The sequence below is a fragment of the Sulfuriferula sp. genome (genome assembly GCF_054605375.1).
In genome coordinates this window covers 18768-38546 of sequence record NZ_JBTSEG010000012.1, presented here as the reverse complement: position 1 = coordinate 38546, position 19779 = coordinate 18768, and the positions used below count along the sequence as shown (strand labels likewise).

The window sequence follows — 19779 nt, the reverse complement described above, 5'->3', positions numbered from 1 at the left end:
ATGGGCATGCGTCTATTCTCGAAAACAACAAAAATTGCCGGCTGGTTGTCCATCAATATTCAGGGGGATGGTATTTATATGGCGCATATCACGCCTATACCAGCAGCTCAGCCCCAGGTCGGGCTGGTTGCGTTTTATGCCATTGAGAAAACGCAAGTTGATGCCACCTTGGAAAAACTGTCCAGAGAACTGCGCACGGATAGTTATGAGTGCACGAATTTGCTTAACCAGGGGGAGTATAAGCTGTTAGCCGTGGATACGCCCAACGTGCCCCAGGAAGAGCTCAAAACGGCAATTCGCTGGCGTTTGAAGGACCTGCTGGATTTTCACATCGATGATGCGACCATTGATGTGCTGGATATCCCGGGTGATAAAAATGCGCCTGAGCGCAAAGGCGCCATGTATGCAGTAGTAGGGCACTCTCCATTTATCAAGCAACGTCAGACGTTATTCGAGCAAGTCAAAATCCCGTTGCGGGTAATCGATATCCCGGAAATGGCGCAACGCAATATTTCCGCCCTGCTGGAGCCGCAAGACCGTGGTCTGGCATTGCTGTCCTTTGATAGTGCAGGTGCCTTGCTCACGATCACCTATACCGGCGAATTGTATCTGTCGCGGCGTTTTGACGTGACGCTGGAGCAATTGCAGCAGGGTGATATCGATCAGAAAAATGCGTGTTTTGACCGGGTTACGCTGGAGCTGCAGCGCTCGTTCGATCATTTTGAAAGGCAGTTCCGGTTTATTGCGGTTGCCAAATTGGTGCTTGCGCCATTGGGTGATGGTAATGCAGGTTTGCAGGAATATCTGGCGGCCAATTTATACATGCCGGTTGAAACCTTGAATCTGGATGCCGTCCTGGATATTTCCAAGGTGCCGGCGCTGGAACAGCCGGCACAGCAACAGCGTTATTTCATGGCGCTGGGCGCTGCGCTACGACAAGAGGTAAAGGTACTGTGAGCCAGCAGATCAACCTTTACAACCCGCTGTTCCGCAAGCAGGAGAAGTATTTCTCCACTGTCACCATGGTGCAGGCGCTAGGTCTTATTCTGCTGGGTTCGCTGCTGGTTTACGGTTTTGCCTGGTATCGCACTTCGGCACTCGAAAAGCAGTCCGTGCAGGCCGAAAAATCCTTTCAGGCTACCCAATTGCGCCTGGCGCAAACGTCGGCTGCTTTTGGTCCGCGCCACCCGAGTAAATTGTTGCAGGACGAGATTGCGCAGATGGATGGGCAGGTGATGGCGCGGGCTCAGGTCATTGAACTGCTTGGTAAAGGTGAGTTGGGCAATACCAGGGGATTTTCGGAATATCTGCGTGCGTTGTCCCGGCAGACGCTGAGCGGATTGTGGATCACCGGGTTCCACGTATCGGGTACGGGGAGCGATATGGCGATTAATGGCCGAACCCTGCAGCCTGAGCTGGTGCCTGTGTTCATCAATCATTTGAAAAAAGAGCCGGTACTGGCAGGCAAGACATTCAGTATGCTGGAAATGCACCGGCCCGAGATTGAAAAAACTGCGGATGGAAAACCGGCACCCATTCCCCCGTACATCGAGTTCAGTTTGCGCAAAATGGAAGCGGAGCCTGCCAAATGAGCGCATTGAAAGCACAATGGAGACGCCTGGCCGACCGCGTTGATGCAATGAGTTTGCGCGAGCGCACCCTGATTTTTCTTGCGGCTGCGGTTATTCTGGTCGTATTGGTGAATACTGTTCTAATCGACCCATTGCTGGCGCAGCACAAAAAACTGCAGCAACAGATTACCCGGACACAGGAAAAATCCAACGCAATGGAGATGCAAATCCAGACGCTGGTGAAGACCTGGAATGCCGATCCTGATGTTGCCCTGCGCGCGCGGCTGACCCACTTGCGGGGGCAGTATGAGCAAACCGGAAAGACGCTCGCAGACATACAAAGCGGTCTGGTGCCGCCGCAGCGAATGCCGGTATTGCTGCAAGACATTTTGCGGCACAACAAGTCATTACACCTGGTGTCATTGAAAACACTGCCGGTCACCTCTCTGGGAGAACCGGAAACGAAGTCCGCCGGCAAGGTGGCAGGCGAAGCAGAAAAACCGGCTCAGGTGAAACCAGGTTCCGCGGAAAATCTTGTCTACAAACACGGGGTCGAAATTACGGTGGAAGGCAGCTATCTGGATCTATTGCGTTATCTGTCTGAGATAGAGGCGCTACCCTGGCATATGTTCTGGGGTAAGGCAGATCTGGATGTGGATCAATATCCCAAGGAGACGCTTACCTTGCGGTTGTACACCTTGAGTATGGATAAAGCATGGCTGGCGCTATGAATGCGATCATTCGGCAAATCGGTCAACGAAAGCGGGTTAAGCACCGGCGTTTCGCCGCGCTTGGCTATTTTGTGTGCGCGTGTCTGTTTGCGCCTTTGGCCTGCGCCAGCGGAGAACTGCAGGATCCGACGCGTCCACCGGCCGATTTATCTCCAGGAAACGCGGGACCGCTGGTGACAAGCGGTCCCCAGTTACAATCCGTGCTTATTTCGGCACACCAGCGTTCGGCAATCATCAGTGGTCAGCGTTTCACAATCGGGGAGAAGTTGGGCGACGCGCGAGTAGTCAGGATTAGCGAAGACGAAGTCATTTTGAAAAGCGGCAGTGGTTTGCAGACATTGAAACTATTTCCTGATGTCGGAAAACGTATCCTCATGCGCAGTCAGCACCATAAACACTGATCGTCCCGGCAGGCAAAAAGGTAGAAAAAATGCAGAAACGAATGATATCCATGCAATCGCAGACTCACGATACACGGGAGATGGCTTGGGTTTTACCAGTCTTGTTGGGCCTGGCGGCGCTGGCGCTCACTGGATGTGCCAATATGGGTGCGCGGGATAATTCCACATTCAAGGAAATCAATACCGAACTCAGCACGGCGGCTGCAGCGCAGGTAAAGCCAGCCCCCCAGGGAGCGGTGAATGCGGCTCTTTTGCCAGCGCTTAAAATTGAAATGCCCAAGGTCAATAAACCACCCGAGCAAAGATTCGACCTGGTCGTCAGCGATGCGCCGGCCACACAGGTATTTCTGGGGATCGTGTCGGGTACCCGTTACAGCATGCTGATCAACCCTGAGGTAAGCGGCACCATCTCGGTCAATCTCAAGAACGTTACCGTATTTGAAGCACTGGACGCCATCCGTGAGCTCTACGGCTACGATTACAAGGTGGAAGGTACCCGTATTTTCATTCAGCCGCTGACCATGCAGACGCGGGTATTCAAGCTGAACTATATCAGCGGCCAGCGTAAAGGCGCTTCCGATATCCGCGTGATTTCCGGCTCTGTAAGCAACTCATCGTCTACCGGGCCGACTACACCCGGCGGTACGACCACGACCACCGGCGCGCCGACCAGCCGTGCATTCGAAACCAGCAAAATAACGACCGACACTGAAACCGATTTCTGGAGCGAATTGAAAAACTCGTTGACGGCAATCATCGGCGATAAAGATGGCCGCAAGGTGGTGGTGAGCCCTCAATCGGGTGTGGTGCTGATTCGCGCGATGCCCAATGAATTACGGCATGTGCAGAATTATCTGAAAGCCACGCAGTTATCGGTTGACCGTCAGGTCATGCTGGAAGCCAAGATCATCGAGGTGCAACTCAATAGCGGTTATCAGGCAGGTATTAACTGGGCGGCATTCAGGTCTGGATTGTCGGTAGGTTCGGTGGCACCAGGAACGTCGCTGAGTGCGAATGGTGCTCTGACCAGCCCCACTCTTGCAGCGACGCCGGGTTCTAGCTTGGCAAATATTGCGACGGCCAGTGCAGCAACGGCCGCCAATGGTCTGTTCGGTCTGGCCTATCAGACCAGTAATTTTGCCGCGCTGCTGTCGTTCCTGAATACGCAGGGTACGGTGCATGTGTTGTCCAGCCCGCGTATCGCCACGCTGAATAACCAGATGGCGGTGCTTAAAGTGGGCACGGATGATTTTTTCGTCACCAACGTAAGCTCGACCACGGTCACGGGCACTGCGACCACGACTACGCCTAACGTGACGCTGCAGCCATTTTTCTCGGGCATTGCGCTGGATGTGACGCCACAGATTTCCGAAGACGGCGAGATTATTTTACATATCCATCCTTCGGTGAGCCTGGTCACCGAGAATCTCAAAACAATTAATCTTGGCGGTACGCTGGGTTCGCTGAATCTTCCGCTGGCATCCAGCGCGGTGTCCGAGACGGATAGCGTGGTGCGCGTTCAGGATGGCAGCATCGTCGCCATAGGCGGATTGATGCGGCAATCCATGACCGATGATCGCTCCGAAGTGCCGGTTGCCGGCGAGGTGCCGGTATTCGGATCACTGTTCCGCAACACCAACCGCGTCAGCCAGAAGCGAGAACTGGTGATTCTGCTGAAGACAACGGTGGTGCAGGGTGACAGTGACTGGGGACAGGATATTCTCAACAGCCGCGAGCGTATCCAGAAATTGCGGCCTGGCAATACTTTTGAGGATGGATCGAGCATGGGGACAACGGGCCAGCACTGAGTATGTATCTTGCCCATTTCGGTTTGCGTGAAGCACCTTTCGGCATCACACCGGATACCAGTTTCTTTTTTGCCTGCACCGATTATCAGGAAGCACTGAATACCCTGTTGATCGCCATCAGGCACGGTGAAGGGTTTATCAAAATCACCGGTGAAGTGGGCACAGGCAAGACGCTGTTATGCCGACAGTTCATGGCGAGCATTAACATGAACCACGGTGCTGCTGTTGTTTCGGATAGTGGACCGGATCAGGAACGGGGCGCAAAGCCGGGCAACCCGGCACAGCGCTTTGTTACCGCCTATATTCCCAATCCCTACCTGACTCCCCATGCCTTGCTTCTGGCGCTTGCGGATGAGTTGGGTATCGTTTTGAAGCCGGATGTCGACCAGCATCATTTGCTCAAATCACTGACCGGGGCACTGCTGGAGTTTGCCCGGCAGGGTAAGCAAGTGGTGTTGTGTCTGGATGAAGCCCAGGCGATGCCGCTGGAGAGCCTGGAGGCAATCCGCCTGCTGACCAACCTGGAAACGGAAAAGCGCAAGCTTCTGCAGATCGTGTTGTTCGGGCAACCGGAGCTCAACCAGAAATTGCAGCAGGATTCAATTCGCCAGCTGAACCAGCGCATTACTTTCCATTACCATCTAGGCCCGTTGCGGCGCGACGATATGGATTATTATCTTTCGCATCGTCTTAATGTGGCTGGATACGCAGGCGGCCGTCTGTTTAGCCGTGGTGCGATAAGGCAATTGTATATGGCGAGCGGCGGCATTCCACGGCTGGTGAATATCATGTCGCATAAGGCGCTGATGCTGGCCTATGGCGAAGGCAGACAACAGGTAGGAGCACGCCATGTACGTGCCGCGGCAAAAGATACCGGGTCAGCCAGAAATAATGGGTGGCGCTGGTGGTTGATCGTTGCGATGCTACTGATTGCCGGCAGCGCATTGGGATGGGTACTGCGATGAGCGTGATCAATAAAATGCTGCAGGATCTGGAAAACCGGCACTCCACAGGAACCGGGGATGCATCGATGTCTGCGCATCTCAGGGCAGTCCCGGCACGTAGCCGGATACACCCTGCATGGTGGGTAATGTTGTTGGTGACCCTGGTGGTGGTGACTGGCCTGGTTGTCTGGAGGGTGTGGCCATCCTCCAGGGTTGTGAATGTCGTGACGCCGGTCAACACAGTAACAGGCGAGCTGACGCAGGCAAAAATTCACGCGGACGTACGTCCGGCGCAGCAATCCGGACTAACACCTGTCTCCAATCAGCATTCTTCCACCGATTTGAAACTGGCCATGCAGCTCAGCGCAGTCCAGGAGCTTGCCACTGCCCAGTTGCAATCAACGGAAAAAAGGCCATTGCCAGAAACGGCTGCGCCGGCAGTCACTAAACCAAACCCCATTGCACCCGTTCCGGTTGTGGCCAATTCTGCATTGTCTCAACCCATCCCGAATACCGTAAAACCAGAGGCGGTTACACCGGCACAGATGCCCTCCGTATCTGGCGACCGGGAAGACGCCAGGCCAAAAGAAACATCTGCGGCTATGCCGGTTGTTAAACAGATCAAGGAAATTACACCGCAACAGCGAGCCGAAAACGAATATGGCAAAGCCATATCCTTGCTGCAGCAGGGACGCACGCCGGAAGCGATCGAATCCCTCGGTAACGTGCTGCAATTCGACCCCGGCAATACGGCGGCGCGGCAAACACTGGTAGGTGTGCTGGTGGCCGGCAAGCGGTACGGTGAGGCCGAGCGCAGTCTGCAGGATGGCTTGAAGCTCAATCCTGGCCAAACCGGCCTGGCCATGATCATGGCACGTCTGCAAGTAGAACAGGGGAATACCCAGGGTGCCCTGAAGACGCTGCAGCGCAGCTTGCCTTTTGCTGCGGAGCAGCCCGACTATCAGGCCTTTCTGGCGGCCCTGTTGCAGCGCGAGGGACGCAACAAAGAAGCAGTGGAGCATTATGTGCTGGCGCTGCGCAAGGTTCCCGGATCCGGCGTCTGGTTGATGGGGATGGGTATCTCATTGCTGGGCGAAAATCACCAGGCGGAAGCGCAGGAAGCATTTCTCAGAGCCAAGGCGAGTAATTCTCTCAGCCCCGAGTTGCTGGCATTCGTGGAACAGCAGTTGAAGCAGTTCAAACAACATTAACCGCGATAACCCATGCTGATGTGATACGGTGTGCGTACGTAATCCGGGCCGGGCTTATTTGTATTTCAGGGTGGCGGTGGACCGCATAGCGCGTCATGCCGAGTCGCTCAAATCCATGTTCACAAATCGCCCTCGCGGGCTTCCCTCGCTGCCAACCCCGCGCTGGTATAATTCCCACTCAAACCAAATCACCCGCCTACATGTTGCTGCACCATCGTATTGCCGCTATATTCCGCCTGACCCGCCGCAAACTGCGGCATTTGTGGCTGAGCTACGGTTTTTTTTGGGTAGGCGCATTACTGGTAGGTCTGTTGGCAGTGCTGTTTGCCCAGTGGGCAAATGACGTGCAAGCACAGTTCGGCCGCTGGATCGCCGATCGCGAATGGCTCGCGTTGCTGATCACCCCCACGCTGACTGCCGCGTGTGTCTGGCTGACCAGAAAATATTTCGATGGCAGCGAAGGTAGCGGTATTCCCCAGGTGATTGCAGCGCTGCATGCGCCGGGGCGCCGTCTCCTGGTTCCGCAGCTGTTCGGTTTGCGTATCATCATTGGCAAGATCGGGGTCGGTCTGCTTGGCATGCTGGGTGGCCTGACCATCGGACGTGAGGGACCGACAGTGCATGTGGGTGCTTCGGTCATGTATGAGATGCGGCGCTTTTATCCGCGCTCCAGCGCACGGCTGGAACGCAATTTGTTGTTGGCGGGCGCAGCCGCGGGGTTGTCCGGCGCTTTCAATACCCCCCTGGCGGGCATTGTGTTTGCGATTGAAGAGATCACGCGCAGTTTCGAGGCGCGGACGAACGGCACCCTGATCACCGCAATTGTGTTTTCCGGCCTTGTGTCGCTGGCCCTGGCAGGAAATTATCTGTACTTTGGCCAAATCAGCGCGCCGAATATGTTTCCCATATCCTTCGCGGTGCCGGTGGTCATTGCCGCGGTGTTGTGCGGCGCGGCTGGCGGGGTGTTCAATCTGCTGTTACTGAAGCAAACGCGCTGGATTCCGAAAAAATTGCGCGATGTTCGGGCAAGCCGGCCGCTGTTGTGGGGAGGCGGTCTTGGTCTGCTGATTGCGCTGCTCGGCATTGCCACTGGTGGCGATACCTGGGGGAGTGGTTACGATCAGGCGCGTGCGTTGCTGCTGAATGAGCCGCACACGACAGGCCTGTTATATCCAATCACTAAAATGCTCGCGCTGGTGCTGTCCTACATTACCGGTATTCCGGGCGGCTTATTTTCTCCTTCGCTATCCATAGGCGCAGGTTTCGGTCATGTCATGTCGGCGATTTTTTCCGGCACTTCACCCTCGGCATTAGTGGCGATCTGCATGGTGGGTTATCTGGCTGCGGTCACACAATCCCCGCTGACCTCTTTCATTATTGTGATGGAAATGATCAACGGCGGTGGCTTGGTGCTCCCGCTGATGGCTACGGCGCTGATCAGTAGCCGCATTGCCAACTTGCTCACCCCCCCACTGTATGAGGCGCTGGCACACCAGAAATATTTTGGCACTCACCGGCACGCGGCTACACCAGTTTGAAGTGTTGCCTCAGCCTGCAGGCAGTGGTCGTGTAGCGTGGGGCAAGTGGAGATGAATACGTTTTGACAGGACGGTTTTTTTAGTCACAGCATCAGCAATGGTGTGGCGATCAAGCTCTTGCAAAAAAAGACTGCGCGCTTCACCCAGGATGGATTTGAGCACACAGACGGGCGTGATCACACAATTGTTGGTAGTTTTGTTGAAGCATTCCGCGATGTCGAAGTTCGATTCAGTCAGGCGTACTACCTCACCGAGGGTGATTTTGGAAGCAGGGCGCGCCAGTCGCATGCCACCATGTTTGCCGCGTATCGTATGTATGAATCCATTATTCGCAAGATTGTGCACCACCTTGACCAAGTGGTTGCGTGAAATGCCGTAGAATCCCGCAATGTCACTGATGGTTCCCAATTTCCCAGGCTCTATCAAGCTGAGGTATATGAGTACTCGCAAAGAATAATCTGTGTATTGAGTGAGTTGCATGGTGTGTGCCTGGCATTGTCGAGATTGAATTATACGTTTTAGCATACTTCTTTTGACATGGGACCGGTTGCATATTAGTATGTGCTCATATACATCGTCGATTGTATATATATATTTAAGGGCGAACAGCCCTTTATTTTTGGCTAAAACATATATTTAATATATATGTTAATGAGTTCAATGACAGTGAAGGTATTCAAATGAATGATGCGTTATTTAATAAGCTGGGTGGCGAAGGTGCAGTGGATGCGGCAGTTGATATTTTTTACCGGAAGGTACTCAGTGATGATCGCATTAGCGATTTTTTTGACGATGTTGACATGGATCGTCAAGCAGCCAAACAAAAGGCATTCCTGACCATGGCTTTCGGTGGGCCGAATCAGTATAGCGGACTGGATATGCGGCGCGGCCATGCACATCTGGTGAAAAAAGGCCTGAACGATGCCCATTTCGATGCGGTAGTCGAAAACCTTGCTGCGACTTTGCAGGAACTCAATGTTTCGCAACAGTACATCGCTGAGGTGGCAGCACTATGCGAAACAACGCGCAACGACGTTCTCGGTAAATAATCGAAAAATCACCAGGAGAAATGCCATGCCCAATCTGACTTTCAACGGCAACACTTATCACTGTACTGAAGATCAGTCGGTGCTTGATGCATTGACAGGACATGGCGTACCCATTCCATCCTCCTGCCGTAACGGAATATGTCAGACTTGCATGATGCAGGCGGTATCCGGCGATCTGCCGGCTGGTTCGCAAAACGGACTGAAAGAAACGCTGAAAATACAGAATTATTTTCTTGCTTGCAGTTGCCGTCCCCAGGCAGACATGGAGGTCAGTCTGCCGGCGGCAGGTACTGCACGCAAGCAAGTGGTCGTGCAGAGCATCAAGCCGCTCAACCATGAAATCATTAGCGTGGGATTGTATTGTGAAGCCCCGATCGATTACCGGGCCGGGCAATTTATCAATCTATTCAAGGATGCCACAATAGGGCGCAGCTATTCGCTGGCCAGCGTACCCACGCAGGATAAACATCTTACCTTGCATATCCGTAAAGTACCCGATGGGCGGGTAAGCAACTGGGTGCACCAGGAACTTAAAGCAGGTGATATTGTCGAAATCAGCGCAGCTGCAGGCAACTGTTTTTATGTGCCGGACAAGATGGATCAGCCCATTTTGCTGATTGGAACCGGCTCAGGGCTCGCTCCTCTGTATGGCATAGCCCGTGATGCGCTGGAACAAGGCCACACCGGGCCAATCAGCCTTTATCATGGCAGTCGGGATGCACGTGGACTGTATCTGGTCAATGAACTGCGCGCACTGGCAGATCGTCATGACAATTTCAGCTATACGCCCTGCATTTCCGGCGAAGCGGTTACGGATGCCGGCTATGCTCAAGGCCGAGCCCTGGATTTGGCATTGGCGGATACCGGAAAATTGACAGGATGGCGCGTGTTCATATGCGGCAATCCGGACATGGTAAAAATCGCCAGGAAAAAGGCGTTTTTGACCGGCGCTGCAATGCAGGATATTTACGCGGATGCATTTACGCTGGCTGCCGCCTAATCTTGTTCCAGTGGCGAACCAGACCAAGGTTGAGCTGGATTAGGTAGCTTATTGAGCGGGTGGGCCCTGGCGAAAATAGGCGGTCATGCTGATGATTTCTTCGTTGGTAAACGGATTTTCCAGTGAGGTTAGAGGGACACCATGGATACCTCCCAGCACCCGCGCAATAAACTCATCCCTGGGTAAGGTTTTGGCCATGGAGAAAAGATTCGGGGCCGGGTTGGGTTGAGCCTTGTCTGGATTCAGATGGCAGCCCATGCACAGGTTCTGGTAAATCGATTGACCGGTACGCAGGCGCAGTGGTGTTGGCGTGAGCGGTAAGAACCCGGAAATATCCAACGGCTGGCTGGTTTTGAGTTGTTGCAGTAGCCGAGCGAATGCGGGGAGCTTGTCTGTGCCAAAAAGCTGGCGTAAATCAGTGATCTGTTTTTTTAATACCGCTGGTGACGATGCACCATCCTGAATGGCATAACGTGTCAGTATTCCGAGGGTACCCAGGCTGCTGCGGATACGCTGGCGCAAACCCTGACGCCGTAGTGGCGGGGTTGCGGGGTCAAGCAGCATTCTGGTGTCGCCATACAAAACAGCGATCTCAACCTGCAAGCGCTGTTGATGCTCACCGGCCGCCCAGCCTGGCAGGGCGGCGGTGAACAATATCAGCATGACCAGAATGCGGCCCAAACCCACAGAGCGTTAATCCACCTTGATTTTCTGCTCTACCGGCAGCTTGGGATCGGCACTCCATTCGGTCATGGATCCGTCGTATACCCTGGCTTGTTTATTACCGAGAACTTCGCTGGAAACGAACCAGCCCAACGAAGCCCAGTGACCGGTATTGCAGAAATTGATCTCCTCACCCTTGAGGGGAACGCCGGCATTCTTATACAGTTTCTCCAATTCAGCCACGCTGCGGAATTGACCGCCATTATTATCGGTGAGCCAGCTTTCAGGCAGATTTTTCGCGCCCGGAATCGTGCCATTCCGTTTGACCGTGGCTGTTCGATTGACACCCATGTACTGGTCGTTGGGGCGATTGTCGACCAGTATATCGCCCGATTTTCTGGCTTTTTCTACGTCCGCCTCAGTGGGATACATGTCCTTGCGGAATTTTGCTACAAAGGTTTTCGGTTGCGGTTGATTCATGCCCGTCTGGATCTTGTTGGCCTTGTCCGTCGTGTAAGCGGCATACCCACCATCCAGAATGGATACGTCGTCATGCCCAAGCACCTTGAACGTCCAGTAAACGCGGGTGGCACTGCCCATATCCAGCGCATTGGTGCCTGCCGAATAAATCACCACATGGCTATTGTTGTCGATACCCAGGCTACCGATGAGTTTCTCGATCTGCGGAAGTGGAGGCAACATGCCGGGAATGTTGTTTACTTTCGCGCGCCAGCCATCTTTCATGTAGTCGCTATAGACGGCGCAAGGAATATGGCCACGTAAATAGTCCATTTTGGAGTGGCCATCCAGTTGGTTGCGGATATCCAGAACGACAATACCTGGCTTGCAGGAATTCTGCTTGATCCAGTTCGTGTCCACGAGTGGGGTGGTGCTCGCCGCGAATACGGTGGTGCTGGCGACCGCCAACCAGGCTACTGTCAAAAACAATATTTGTTTCATGCTTTATTCCTCCTTTTATTAAACAACGATGATCCGGTCAGCACCGAGCAGACGCAGTAGCGCCTGATCCCAATCCCGATCGGTATTGCCTGTTGGCGTAGCATTAAAGCGCCACACGTGATGCGTCTTTTGCAGATGCTCGACCACCTGAGTCAGGGTCTCGCGATCGGGGAAAATGCCTGTTTCCAGTACCACGATATCCATTGCATTCATTTTTTATATCCCTAAAAACTCATGACGAAATCTGCAGTGAGCATGGCTTCAGCCAGGGCGGTAGAGTCGAGCCAGGGCAACTGTTCTTCAGCTACAGTAGTTTCGGGAGAAATATCGGCCAGTTCCAATAAATCAAACTGTTCCGCATTTTCCTCAGTGTCTGCCACCGGCGCGCGCATGAACACCAATCGGACTTGATGGCCGAAAATCGTTAATCCTGCGGCAACACGCATGGCCTCCGCATGATCGCGCCGCCCCAGCAGCAAAACCGTCTTGGTGGAATTTGTCATGTTCAGCCTTAAATGGTGATGACCCGTGCCGCGTGAGCGAGTAGGGCGCTGTGATTGGTCTGGCTGCCGAGTTCTACAGGGCAGTTTTCCGTGGCCATGAAACGTTGCCATGAATGCTCGCAGGCAATCGCCTGATTTGCTGCGCCCATCAGATTTCGAATGTCTGTTTCCGCAAGAATGCGAACGCCGTCATTGGTAAAAAAACAGCCCCACGCGATGCCTTTCCGGATGCAGGCATGCGCCAAGGGTGCCAGCACATGACTACCCCGATCAGTTGATATCACAAACAGCATTTCCAACTAACTTCTCCTTTTTCCCAGATAGAAAAATCCTGCTGACAGCGTGACCAGCATCAGAAATCCGCCCAGCAAGAGTGCAATTTGATCCTGGTTCATGCGGGTTGCCGGTTGCTGGGCAAGCTTGCCAATGACCAGTGGGTCCGGATAAGTGACGGAATCCATCGGCAGGGATGGGTGATTCGCCCAATCTATCCAGCCATCAGTAAAGACTCGTATATCCGCGCCGGCGCCGGCGCGGAGCAAGGTGAAATACGCAATCGTTTCGAACGGATCATTCGCATAGACGACGGCGCCACTGCGCAAAGGTAACTGCAAATCGGCTTTGGCTATTTGCGCCCTAGCTTTGAGCATCGGCAGGGGCTGCGCGTCCGGCAGATGGCCGCCGCGCATGGCCCGGATGCGTTCTCCCCAATACTCGTTTTCGCTGCGCCCATCCAGTATTGACGGAGGGTGAGCGGTTGCCAATGCCTGCGCCAGCTCACTGCGCAACACAATGCGTTGTTCGCGTACGACACCCTGGTAAATCGGATTGCGCGTCATTCCACGGCCGGTGCCTTCCCCCATTTGAGTCTGTTTCAGGCCAGCGCCCCGGGAGACGGGAACAGTCAGAATGGATATTTTTCGCTGGCCGCACAGATACAGCATGCCGGCCACGAAATCACGTTCGGTGGGGTCATCACCCACGACCAATACATGCGCCTGTTCGGGTAATCCGGCGGTGCCCAGCAGCCAATAAATCTCGCGAAAGCTTGCAAGTCGTCCATGTGGCCCAAGAAAGCTGGCAGCGGGCAGGCAATGGGCGCCACGGATGGTGGAATGCAGGCAGGCGTCCTCCGAACGTGCATCCACGACAGTGACGTGACCGATCAGACTGGATGCCTGATCGGTATAGCTGAGCGCAGCATCAGCAGCGTGGCCATTCCCGATCGGGGTCACCCCTAGCAGGAAAAGCACGGCCGTGAAAAATTTGCGCATGACCGGCCAGTTCAGCAGCCGCCGAACTTGTGCTGACTGTCGTCCGTGGCAGCACTGCCTTGTGGCGCAGGTGGATGTTCAATGTAGTAACCGACCAGATCAGTGACCGATACGGTTCCATAATTACTACCCAGATTGATATCCTGCAGGCTTTCCATCGGTTGCGGGGTGCGTGATTTGGCCAATACGTCGGGTGCTACAGCGGCGTAGCGGAACAGGAACGCCGATAGCCCGAAGGCGACAACCAAAGCCATCAACCAAAAAACCAGAATTTCCTTTTTCATCGCGGCATCCTCAGAAAACGTCCTTGGTCAGGCAAAGATAAGTGATGTAAAAAGCCACCACGAACATGATGATCTGCAGAATGGTTTCAAAATCCAAAGTCATGATGGCTCCTTTGCCTGGTAATGACGTACTAGCATGTTCAAATCCAGCGCTTTGCCGTCGGCGGGGTTAATCACCGGCGGTGTGTAGTAGGGCACGCCGTTACGGGTGGCATGAAGATAGACAGGTGGGTCCATGAAGATATAGGCCAGGCCGCCGATACTGATCACTACCGACAATATCGAGAACGCGATCATCTGTAATTTTGCAAAGCGCATCGCCATCTCCTCAATTCTTGCGCACGTAGACATGCCAGCACCGGTCCATCCTGACGGTGGCAAGGTGTGAACTGTGCAGGTCTTTCATCATGGGAGGTATGGCTTCCATGGAGGTGGCGTTATCAATCAGCACTTCAATGACCTCGCCAGGCATGGCCATGCTGAGCGCCTTTTTTGTCATCAGCTGCGGGCGTGGGCAGGAGTCGCCCAGGCAGTTTATTTGCTGCTTGATCATGTGCTCGCTCCCGTCCGGTAACACGGCTTGCGTTGCTTTCCCTGAGCTGGGCGTGGCCTCGGTTTTTTTACTGAAAAATCCCATCATTGACTCCTCGAATGTTTTTGTAATTTGACTATGCAGACTGTCCTGCCTCGGATTTGGCCATGGCGCCTTGTATCGCGGGTTGCGCGAGGGGCGACTCAGCCCAGCTATCGCAGGCTGCCGATTCAGCGGATGCAGCTTTCGATGCCGGTACGGGTGCGTCTGCACGTTCGCGTTTTAAAATCGCACGGTAAATGGCTAACAGGACCAGTGTCTGCAATGCGCCGAATACAATTGCCGGAATGCCGGTCTTGCTTTGCAGTGTTGCCGCATTGGCGAAGCCGAACTGCAACCCGGCAAGATTGGGTGCGCCGGTCATGGTTTGTGGTGCAGGTGGCCAGAAATCGAAAGACCAGAACAGGGAAAACAGGAACATGCCGATGAAGGTAAACAGGAGCGCCCAGATTGCACCGATATTGCCTTCACCCGCCTTGACCCAGGTGGACACCGTACACGCACCGGCCAGCACCATGCCCAGGCCGAACAGAAACAATCCGATAAAGGTATTCAAACCCACATCGAAATGCATGGGCTTGCCCGCGCCGATGGTGATGAATGCCGTAAATCCCAGCGTCATGATCATCATTGCGACCAGCATGGCTTTGGTATTGCGATAGGTTTTGAAAAGCATGGCGTCGCGCAGGGCCGCCACATTGCAGTAACGAGAGCGCTGTACCAGCAGTCCCACGGTGGTACCGAATATAAATGCCGACAGGCATTCCGCCACAGGTGTCATGTCATCCCTCCAGGTTCTTTTTGTAAATCAAAGTGCCGACCCAGGTGCCGGCCAGTATGCCGCTCACCGCCAGGTAACCGCCAAGATTCATCTCCGGTGTCAGCCCGAAAAATGTGCTGACATTGCATACAAAGGCAAGCCGGATGCCGATTCCCATGAGCAGACCGCCGATAGTGATCATTATCCATTCAGTCAGACGGTGCGGCATGCGCCAGCAGAATTCCTTGCTGAGCACGGCACCGACAAAGGCGCCAAATACCATGCCCAGGCTGATGTAAATTTTCCAGTAGTAGGGGTCAGGCGGGAATGCAACGTGCCAGAACGGGATGCGTTCGATATTGCTGCCCATGAAGAATTTGGCGATCAGCCCGGTCATCATGGTTTCGCCGCCACCGACCGTCCAGGCACCAACCACCAGAAACAGAAATATGTCGAGCACTGCGATAATCGCCAGTGCGGCAACAGGATTAAGGGTTTTCTTGAATAACTCCATCCGGCTCTCCATTGGTTTTTATGGTCACGCTATGAGCAGCGTGTTGGGATACCATAAGCAATGGTCGTGCCATCAACACATTATTGTATTAATTCAATGTGTTGATTCGAATTCCAGGATGGGGAGGTGCTGCGAAGTGATTTAAAATGCTACAGGAGATGAGTCAGAATGAGACAGTTGGCAAGCGATCCATTTCGTCCAGCTTGCGGCGCAACGTGGAGCGGCTGATGCCCAGAACACGAGCGGCGGCCACCTGGTTGCCGTGATTTTCTGCCAATGCGTGGCGGATATGCTCGGCTTCCGCCTCTGCCAGGGTTTTGTTTTTATCTGTGGTTTCCAGCGAATTCGGCCTGATCGGCAGGGCGATTTCGTGCGTATCCAGAACCGGGCCGCCGTAGAGTGCGAAACTGCGCTCCACAATATTTTTCAACTCCCGAATATTACCCGGCCAATCGTACTCAATCAGCTTCTGCCGGGCTGCCGGGCTCAGGTTGAGATCGTGACGGCCCAGTTGTCTGCGTTCCAGGTCCAGGAAGTAATCAATCAACGGCAGAATGTCTTCGCGTCTTTCGCGCAGCGGCGGAATGTGTATGGGGAGCACATTCAGACGGAATAACAGGTCGCGACGAAAGCTGCCCTGGCTCACCATTTCTTCCAGATCGCAATTGGTGGCCGCGATGATGCGCACATCCACCTTGATCGAGGTTTCGCTGCCAACCGGGCGTACTTCGCCTTCCTGAAGTGCGCGCAGCAATTTTGCCTGCAGGCGCGGGCTGATGTCGCCGATTTCATCCAGAAACAGCGTGCCGCCATGCGCTTGCTGAAACAGGCCTTTGCGGTTCGAGGTGGCGCTGGTGAACGAACCCTTGATGTGTCCGAACAGTTCGGAATCGAGTAACTCTTCCGGCAGGGAGCAGCAATTGATCGCGACAAAGTGGCCGTGGCTGCGGGCGCTCACGCTGTGGATGACATTCGCCAGCACTTCCTTGCCGGTACCGGTTTCTCCGGTGATCAGTACCGGCAGATCCCGATCCCGGATACGTTCGACAATTTTCCGGATTTCAACCATGCGCGGGCTGCGTGCAGTGATATGGCCGAGTTTGTCGCGGTCGGACAATTCGCCGCGCAAGCGCGTGACTTCTTCGTACAGGGATTTTTTTTCAAGTACTTTATGCACCCGCAATAACAGCTCGTCCGGGTTGATGGGTTTGGTGAGGTAATCGTAGGCGCCCAGGCGCATGGCTTCTACAGCAGTTTCAATGGAAGCGTAAGCGGTCATCACGATGCTTTCCGCCGGGTAATCGATTTTCTTCAGATAGGCTAGCAGTGCCAGACCGCTTTCATCACCGATGCGCAGATCGGTGATCACCAGATCCACAATGTGCTTGTCCAGACATAATCTGGCGGCAGCCAGATCACTTGCCTCCAGGGCGAGATGCTGGTCTGCTTTCAACAGTAGTCCCAGCGTTTTCCGGATGGAATACTCGTCATCCACAATCAGAATGGTCGCCATGACTAGTTAATTCCGTTGAGTTGAAAACTGACTTCAGTGCCGACACCTTGCGTGCTTTTGATGTCCAGTTGTGTGCCGTGCTGCACCAGAATACGTTGCACGATAGCCAGCCCCAGGCCCGTACCGCCCTTGCGACTGGTAACGAAAGGCTTGAGAATGTTTTTCTGGAAGTCCGGCGCAATACCACAGCCGGTATCTGTAATACGCACCATGATCTTCTCTCTGTAAGGCTGCGTCGTGACCGACAATTCACCGCCTTCGGGCATGGATTGTAACGCGTTGAGCATCAGGTTCCACAGTACCTGGCGTATCTGGTCGTGATCAAAAAAGGCTGTTTGTGCATCCGCTGCGCAATGGATGCTAAAGCGCAGGTTTTTCCCCGTCTGATGATCCTGGTATAGCATGTGGGCGATTTCCTCGATTAGGCTTTTCAGGTCTGCGCGGGCCAGTTCCGACTCGCGCATTTTGGCAAACTCCAGAAAATCGCTCAGGATGCGACTGAGACGCCCCGATTCGTTGTTCAGGATGGAAATTACCTGGGTGCGATCTTCCCGGTTCAGGGTGTCGCCCCCCAGCAGATTGACCGAATTAATGATGGCGGATAGCGGATTGCGTATTTCATGGGCGATCGTTGCCGACATTTCGCCTACGCAAGCAAGCCGCTCAGCCTGGGTGCGCTGTTCGTGTTCACGTGCGGCTTCTTCGGAGGCATGCTTGAGGGAGGCGACCATATGATTAAAGGCCACCGCCAGCATGCCTACCTCGTCCCGTGAACTGGTGGGGACCCTGACGTCAAGATCCCCTCGACTGATCTTGCGCACCGCTTCCATCATGTTGCGCAATCCGCGTGTGGTCAGTAGCGATAGCGCCCAGGCGGCTGCGCTGCCCACTATCAAGGCCGCAAGAATGAAGAACATGCCTTCGCGCCAGGTTCTGGTCAATGCCGAGTCCATGCGGACGGTAGACAATCCGAGCGTTACGGTACCGACTGTCTGGCCGGCAATCCGGATTCGCTCCTGCAGGTCAAGAACATGATCGGTCGGGGCTAACGGGAATTGTTCCGATCTGGCCGCCAGCGGTGGCAATCTTTTACCGAGGCGTTCCGGATAGGTGGTGCCCAGTACGCGCCCGCGCGAATCGGTGATTTCGCAATACACGACATCGGGCTGACTTTTAACCCGGTGAATGATTTCTGCGAGCGCAGCCAGATCCTCGGTAAGCAGGGCATTGGTGGAGGCCACCGTGGTCAGCGCCACCAGCGAGCGGCCACGGCTGTACAGTTCGGCCTGAATTTTATCCGATTGCTCGCGGATTGCATCGGTGACGAAAATACTCATCAGCACGATGTGTACCAGTGCGACTGAAAGCATCAGGCGAAAACGTAAGGTTTGCGTGAAGCCGGTGGTGATTTTCGCCGTGTCGGCAAACGCGATGGACAGGTTTCCGGGTTCAGGCATGTTCATCTACTCACCTTGGCGTACTGACTGTCTTCGGAATGCACGAAGCCCTGTGGCAGGTTCATGCCGTGCAGTATCTGTCGTCCGGCCGGTGTGTCACGCAGTTCTACCAAAACATCGGCGACTGTTTTGGCATCCCCGGCGGGCATATCGTCGCGCACGGCAATCGGCATTTGCGGTTGTGGCGGGGTCTCGGCGATGATCCGCAAGGATTGCTGGATGTGCTTGGGCATGGAACGCAATGAAGGTTTCCAGGTGCCCGCTATATCCACCAGGCCGGAATAAAGCGCCATCAGTACGGAATCCTGTGAGCCGAAGTACTTCACCTCGAAATCCTTGTCTACCGGAATACCGATGGATTCCAGATAACGGCGGGTCATGACGGTTGCTGCGAAAGCGCCGGGATCGGGAAAGCCCAGACGCAATCCAGGTTGCAGCTGGGGCGCGGCAAGACCGGTGATATGGCTGTCGCGGCGTACCACCAGAATGCCGGTGAAGGGTTCCCCTGCTATTTTAGCGATAACGTGATAGCCGGATTTTTGCGCTTCGCCGCACAGCAATGGGTTGAGGTACACCATGTCGTATTCCCGCTGGGCGACACGTTGCATAAACACAGTAAAGCTCGGGGCAGTGACAAATTGTACCGGGCGGTGCAGTCGATCTTCCAGTACCTTGGTCAACGGCAGAAACATGGAGGCCAGCTTGTTCGGACTTTGCAGGGGCAATACGCCGAAGCGGTAAGGGGTAAGGCCGGATGCCTGAGCTGAAGCTACCCCGGAAAGCGGCAGCCATGCGCCCGCAAGCATCAAAAAGACTGCCACGTATGTAACCCATCCTAGCCGGCTGCGGGTTGCTGTGTAAAACAGGCGCCATTCCATAAGTCGTCGTATGGTAGCAGGCTCAGCCTCCTTGTCTCAAATTTGGTGCCGGAAGTTTTTCCCGGAAAGCCGCCAAACCCCATGAAGGCATGGAAACAAGGAGCACAAACAGAGATGCGTTGTATCCC

Annotated in this window: 25 protein-coding genes; 10 read left to right on the top strand and 15 right to left on the bottom strand. The window is 54.4% G+C overall.

What is annotated here, in order from left to right:
- The first annotated feature begins 6 nt into the window (after positions 1 to 6).
- The 8 genes from ACYCZJ_RS08600 (at position 7) to ACYCZJ_RS08565 (ending at position 8204) form a co-directional block, all read left to right on the top strand.
- Positions 7 to 957 carry an agglutinin biogenesis protein MshI gene (locus ACYCZJ_RS08600; RefSeq protein WP_461553820.1) on the top strand — a complete coding sequence of 317 codons (951 nt, stop codon included), beginning with the start codon at positions 7 to 9 and terminating at the stop codon, positions 955 to 957.
- Positions 954 to 1592 carry a PilN domain-containing protein gene (locus tag ACYCZJ_RS08595; protein ID WP_461553819.1) on the top strand — a complete coding sequence of 213 codons (639 nt, stop codon included), beginning with the start codon at positions 954 to 956 and terminating at the stop codon, positions 1590 to 1592. The genes ACYCZJ_RS08600 and ACYCZJ_RS08595 overlap by 4 nt, the downstream gene beginning before the upstream one ends.
- Complete coding sequence (gspM, locus tag ACYCZJ_RS08590) at positions 1589 to 2302, top strand: type II secretion system protein GspM (RefSeq protein ID WP_461553818.1); 714 nt, start codon at positions 1589 to 1591, stop codon at positions 2300 to 2302. Before ACYCZJ_RS08595 ends, gspM begins: the two co-directional genes overlap by 4 nt.
- A complete protein-coding gene (locus ACYCZJ_RS08585; protein WP_461553817.1) occupies positions 2299 to 2703 on the top strand; it encodes a hypothetical protein in 405 nt (134 codons plus the stop codon). Before gspM ends, ACYCZJ_RS08585 begins: the two co-directional genes overlap by 4 nt.
- 50 nt (positions 2704 to 2753) lie before the next feature.
- Positions 2754 to 4511 carry a pilus (MSHA type) biogenesis protein MshL gene (gene mshL / locus ACYCZJ_RS08580; RefSeq protein ID WP_461553816.1) on the top strand — a complete coding sequence of 586 codons (1758 nt, stop codon included), beginning with the start codon at positions 2754 to 2756 and terminating at the stop codon, positions 4509 to 4511.
- Between the two features lie 2 nt (positions 4512 to 4513).
- Entirely contained in the window at positions 4514 to 5476 is a 963-nt protein-coding gene (locus tag ACYCZJ_RS08575) for an ExeA family protein (protein WP_461553815.1), read from the top strand.
- Positions 5473 to 6666, top strand: a complete 1194-nt coding sequence (locus ACYCZJ_RS08570) for a tetratricopeptide repeat protein (protein WP_461553814.1) — start codon at positions 5473 to 5475, stop codon at positions 6664 to 6666. Before ACYCZJ_RS08575 ends, ACYCZJ_RS08570 begins: the two co-directional genes overlap by 4 nt.
- Positions 6667 to 6866: 200 nt before the next feature.
- Positions 6867 to 8204, top strand: coding sequence for a chloride channel protein (locus ACYCZJ_RS08565; RefSeq protein ID WP_461553813.1), 1338 nt, complete (start codon positions 6867 to 6869; stop codon positions 8202 to 8204).
- A gap of 9 nt (positions 8205 to 8213) precedes the next feature.
- On the opposite strand, the gene ACYCZJ_RS08560 is transcribed toward ACYCZJ_RS08565, so the two are convergent.
- On the bottom strand, positions 8214 to 8684 hold the full coding sequence (locus ACYCZJ_RS08560) for an Rrf2 family transcriptional regulator (protein ID WP_461553812.1): 471 nt from the start codon (positions 8682 to 8684) through the stop codon (positions 8214 to 8216).
- A 200-nt stretch (positions 8685 to 8884) separates the two neighbouring features.
- Here ACYCZJ_RS08560 and ACYCZJ_RS08555 point away from each other — a divergent pair, with 200 nt between their 5' ends.
- Together ACYCZJ_RS08555 and ACYCZJ_RS08550 are read left to right on the top strand one after the other, a co-directional pair.
- Positions 8885 to 9253, top strand: a complete 369-nt coding sequence (locus ACYCZJ_RS08555; RefSeq protein WP_461553811.1) for a group I truncated hemoglobin — start codon at positions 8885 to 8887, stop codon at positions 9251 to 9253.
- A 25-nt stretch (positions 9254 to 9278) separates the two neighbouring features.
- Positions 9279 to 10253, top strand: a complete 975-nt coding sequence (locus ACYCZJ_RS08550; RefSeq protein WP_461553810.1) for a 2Fe-2S iron-sulfur cluster-binding protein — start codon at positions 9279 to 9281, stop codon at positions 10251 to 10253.
- A 48-nt stretch (positions 10254 to 10301) separates the two neighbouring features.
- Here ACYCZJ_RS08550 and ACYCZJ_RS08545 read toward each other — a convergent pair whose 3' ends face one another.
- The 14 genes from ACYCZJ_RS08545 to ACYCZJ_RS08480 form a co-directional block, all read right to left on the bottom strand.
- On the bottom strand, positions 10302 to 10916 hold the full coding sequence (locus ACYCZJ_RS08545; protein ID WP_461553809.1) for a c-type cytochrome: 615 nt from the start codon (positions 10914 to 10916) through the stop codon (positions 10302 to 10304).
- A gap of 30 nt (positions 10917 to 10946) precedes the next feature.
- A complete protein-coding gene (locus ACYCZJ_RS08540) occupies positions 10947 to 11876 on the bottom strand; it encodes a sulfurtransferase (RefSeq protein ID WP_461553808.1) in 930 nt (309 codons plus the stop codon).
- A gap of 18 nt (positions 11877 to 11894) precedes the next feature.
- On the bottom strand, positions 11895 to 12089 hold the full coding sequence (locus tag ACYCZJ_RS08535) for a hypothetical protein (protein WP_461553807.1): 195 nt from the start codon (positions 12087 to 12089) through the stop codon (positions 11895 to 11897).
- Between the two features lie 11 nt (positions 12090 to 12100).
- Positions 12101 to 12379: a hypothetical protein gene (locus ACYCZJ_RS08530; RefSeq protein ID WP_461553806.1), complete on the bottom strand. Its 279-nt coding sequence runs from the start codon at positions 12377 to 12379 to the stop codon at positions 12101 to 12103.
- 8 nt (positions 12380 to 12387) lie between these two features.
- Positions 12388 to 12678 (bottom strand): hypothetical protein, encoded by a 291-nt coding sequence (locus ACYCZJ_RS08525; RefSeq protein ID WP_461553805.1) that lies wholly within the window; start codon positions 12676 to 12678, stop codon positions 12388 to 12390.
- Positions 12679 to 13653: a hypothetical protein gene (locus ACYCZJ_RS08520; protein WP_461553804.1), complete on the bottom strand. Its 975-nt coding sequence runs from the start codon at positions 13651 to 13653 to the stop codon at positions 12679 to 12681.
- 11 nt (positions 13654 to 13664) lie between these two features.
- Positions 13665 to 13937, bottom strand: coding sequence for a hypothetical protein (locus tag ACYCZJ_RS08515; protein ID WP_461553803.1), 273 nt, complete (start codon positions 13935 to 13937; stop codon positions 13665 to 13667).
- Positions 13938 to 14036: 99 nt separating this feature from the next.
- Positions 14037 to 14255, bottom strand: a complete 219-nt coding sequence (locus ACYCZJ_RS08510; protein ID WP_461553802.1) for a hypothetical protein — start codon at positions 14253 to 14255, stop codon at positions 14037 to 14039.
- A 10-nt stretch (positions 14256 to 14265) separates the two neighbouring features.
- A complete protein-coding gene (locus tag ACYCZJ_RS08505) occupies positions 14266 to 14490 on the bottom strand; it encodes a sulfurtransferase TusA family protein (RefSeq protein ID WP_461553801.1) in 225 nt (74 codons plus the stop codon).
- 115 nt (positions 14491 to 14605) lie between these two features.
- On the bottom strand, positions 14606 to 15310 hold the full coding sequence (locus ACYCZJ_RS08500; protein ID WP_461553800.1) for a YeeE/YedE thiosulfate transporter family protein: 705 nt from the start codon (positions 15308 to 15310) through the stop codon (positions 14606 to 14608).
- Between the two features lies 1 nt (position 15311).
- The gene (locus ACYCZJ_RS08495) at positions 15312 to 15803 is read right to left on the bottom strand and encodes a YeeE/YedE thiosulfate transporter family protein (RefSeq protein WP_461553799.1); all 492 of its coding nucleotides are present in this window, start codon (positions 15801 to 15803) and stop codon (positions 15312 to 15314) included.
- Positions 15804 to 15966: 163 nt separating this feature from the next.
- Complete coding sequence (locus tag ACYCZJ_RS08490; protein ID WP_461553798.1) at positions 15967 to 17316, bottom strand: sigma-54-dependent transcriptional regulator; 1350 nt, start codon at positions 17314 to 17316, stop codon at positions 15967 to 15969.
- A gap of 2 nt (positions 17317 to 17318) precedes the next feature.
- Positions 17319 to 18779, bottom strand: coding sequence for a sensor histidine kinase (locus ACYCZJ_RS08485; protein ID WP_461553797.1), 1461 nt, complete (start codon positions 18777 to 18779; stop codon positions 17319 to 17321).
- Complete coding sequence (locus ACYCZJ_RS08480; RefSeq protein ID WP_461553796.1) at positions 18776 to 19594, bottom strand: phosphate/phosphite/phosphonate ABC transporter substrate-binding protein; 819 nt, start codon at positions 19592 to 19594, stop codon at positions 18776 to 18778. Before ACYCZJ_RS08480 ends, ACYCZJ_RS08485 begins: the two co-directional genes overlap by 4 nt.
- Between the last annotated feature and the right edge of the window lie 185 nt (positions 19595 to 19779).

Excerpts from the sequence above, each read along its gene's own strand:
- ACYCZJ_RS08600 (WP_461553820.1), top strand. The coding sequence starts at position 7 with ATGCGTCTATTCTCGAAAACAACAAAAATTGCCGGCTGGTTGTCCATC.
- gspM (WP_461553818.1), top strand. The coding sequence starts at position 1,589 with ATGAGCGCATTGAAAGCACAATGGAGACGCCTGGCCGACCGCGTTGAT.
- ACYCZJ_RS08585 (WP_461553817.1), top strand. The coding sequence starts at position 2,299 with ATGAATGCGATCATTCGGCAAATCGGTCAACGAAAGCGGGTTAAGCAC.
- mshL (WP_461553816.1), top strand. The coding sequence starts at position 2,754 with ATGCAATCGCAGACTCACGATACACGGGAGATGGCTTGGGTTTTACCA.
- ACYCZJ_RS08575 (WP_461553815.1), top strand. The coding sequence starts at position 4,514 with ATGTATCTTGCCCATTTCGGTTTGCGTGAAGCACCTTTCGGCATCACA.
- ACYCZJ_RS08570 (WP_461553814.1), top strand. The coding sequence starts at position 5,473 with ATGAGCGTGATCAATAAAATGCTGCAGGATCTGGAAAACCGGCACTCC.
- ACYCZJ_RS08565 (WP_461553813.1), top strand. The coding sequence starts at position 6,867 with ATGTTGCTGCACCATCGTATTGCCGCTATATTCCGCCTGACCCGCCGC.
- ACYCZJ_RS08560 (WP_461553812.1), bottom strand. The coding sequence starts at position 8,684 with ATGCAACTCACTCAATACACAGATTATTCTTTGCGAGTACTCATATAC.
- ACYCZJ_RS08555 (WP_461553811.1), top strand. The coding sequence starts at position 8,885 with ATGAATGATGCGTTATTTAATAAGCTGGGTGGCGAAGGTGCAGTGGAT.
- ACYCZJ_RS08550 (WP_461553810.1), top strand. The coding sequence starts at position 9,279 with ATGCCCAATCTGACTTTCAACGGCAACACTTATCACTGTACTGAAGAT.
- ACYCZJ_RS08545 (WP_461553809.1), bottom strand. The coding sequence starts at position 10,916 with ATGCTGATATTGTTCACCGCCGCCCTGCCAGGCTGGGCGGCCGGTGAG.
- ACYCZJ_RS08540 (WP_461553808.1), bottom strand. The coding sequence starts at position 11,876 with ATGAAACAAATATTGTTTTTGACAGTAGCCTGGTTGGCGGTCGCCAGC.
- ACYCZJ_RS08535 (WP_461553807.1), bottom strand. The coding sequence starts at position 12,089 with ATGAATGCAATGGATATCGTGGTACTGGAAACAGGCATTTTCCCCGAT.
- ACYCZJ_RS08530 (WP_461553806.1), bottom strand. The coding sequence starts at position 12,379 with ATGACAAATTCCACCAAGACGGTTTTGCTGCTGGGGCGGCGCGATCAT.
- ACYCZJ_RS08520 (WP_461553804.1), bottom strand. The coding sequence starts at position 13,653 with ATGCGCAAATTTTTCACGGCCGTGCTTTTCCTGCTAGGGGTGACCCCG.
- ACYCZJ_RS08515 (WP_461553803.1), bottom strand. The coding sequence starts at position 13,937 with ATGAAAAAGGAAATTCTGGTTTTTTGGTTGATGGCTTTGGTTGTCGCC.
- ACYCZJ_RS08510 (WP_461553802.1), bottom strand. The coding sequence starts at position 14,255 with ATGCGCTTTGCAAAATTACAGATGATCGCGTTCTCGATATTGTCGGTA.
- ACYCZJ_RS08505 (WP_461553801.1), bottom strand. The coding sequence starts at position 14,490 with ATGATCAAGCAGCAAATAAACTGCCTGGGCGACTCCTGCCCACGCCCG.
- ACYCZJ_RS08500 (WP_461553800.1), bottom strand. The coding sequence starts at position 15,310 with ATGACACCTGTGGCGGAATGCCTGTCGGCATTTATATTCGGTACCACC.
- ACYCZJ_RS08495 (WP_461553799.1), bottom strand. The coding sequence starts at position 15,803 with ATGGAGTTATTCAAGAAAACCCTTAATCCTGTTGCCGCACTGGCGATT.
- ACYCZJ_RS08490 (WP_461553798.1), bottom strand. The coding sequence starts at position 17,316 with ATGGCGACCATTCTGATTGTGGATGACGAGTATTCCATCCGGAAAACG.
- ACYCZJ_RS08485 (WP_461553797.1), bottom strand. The coding sequence starts at position 18,779 with ATGAACATGCCTGAACCCGGAAACCTGTCCATCGCGTTTGCCGACACG.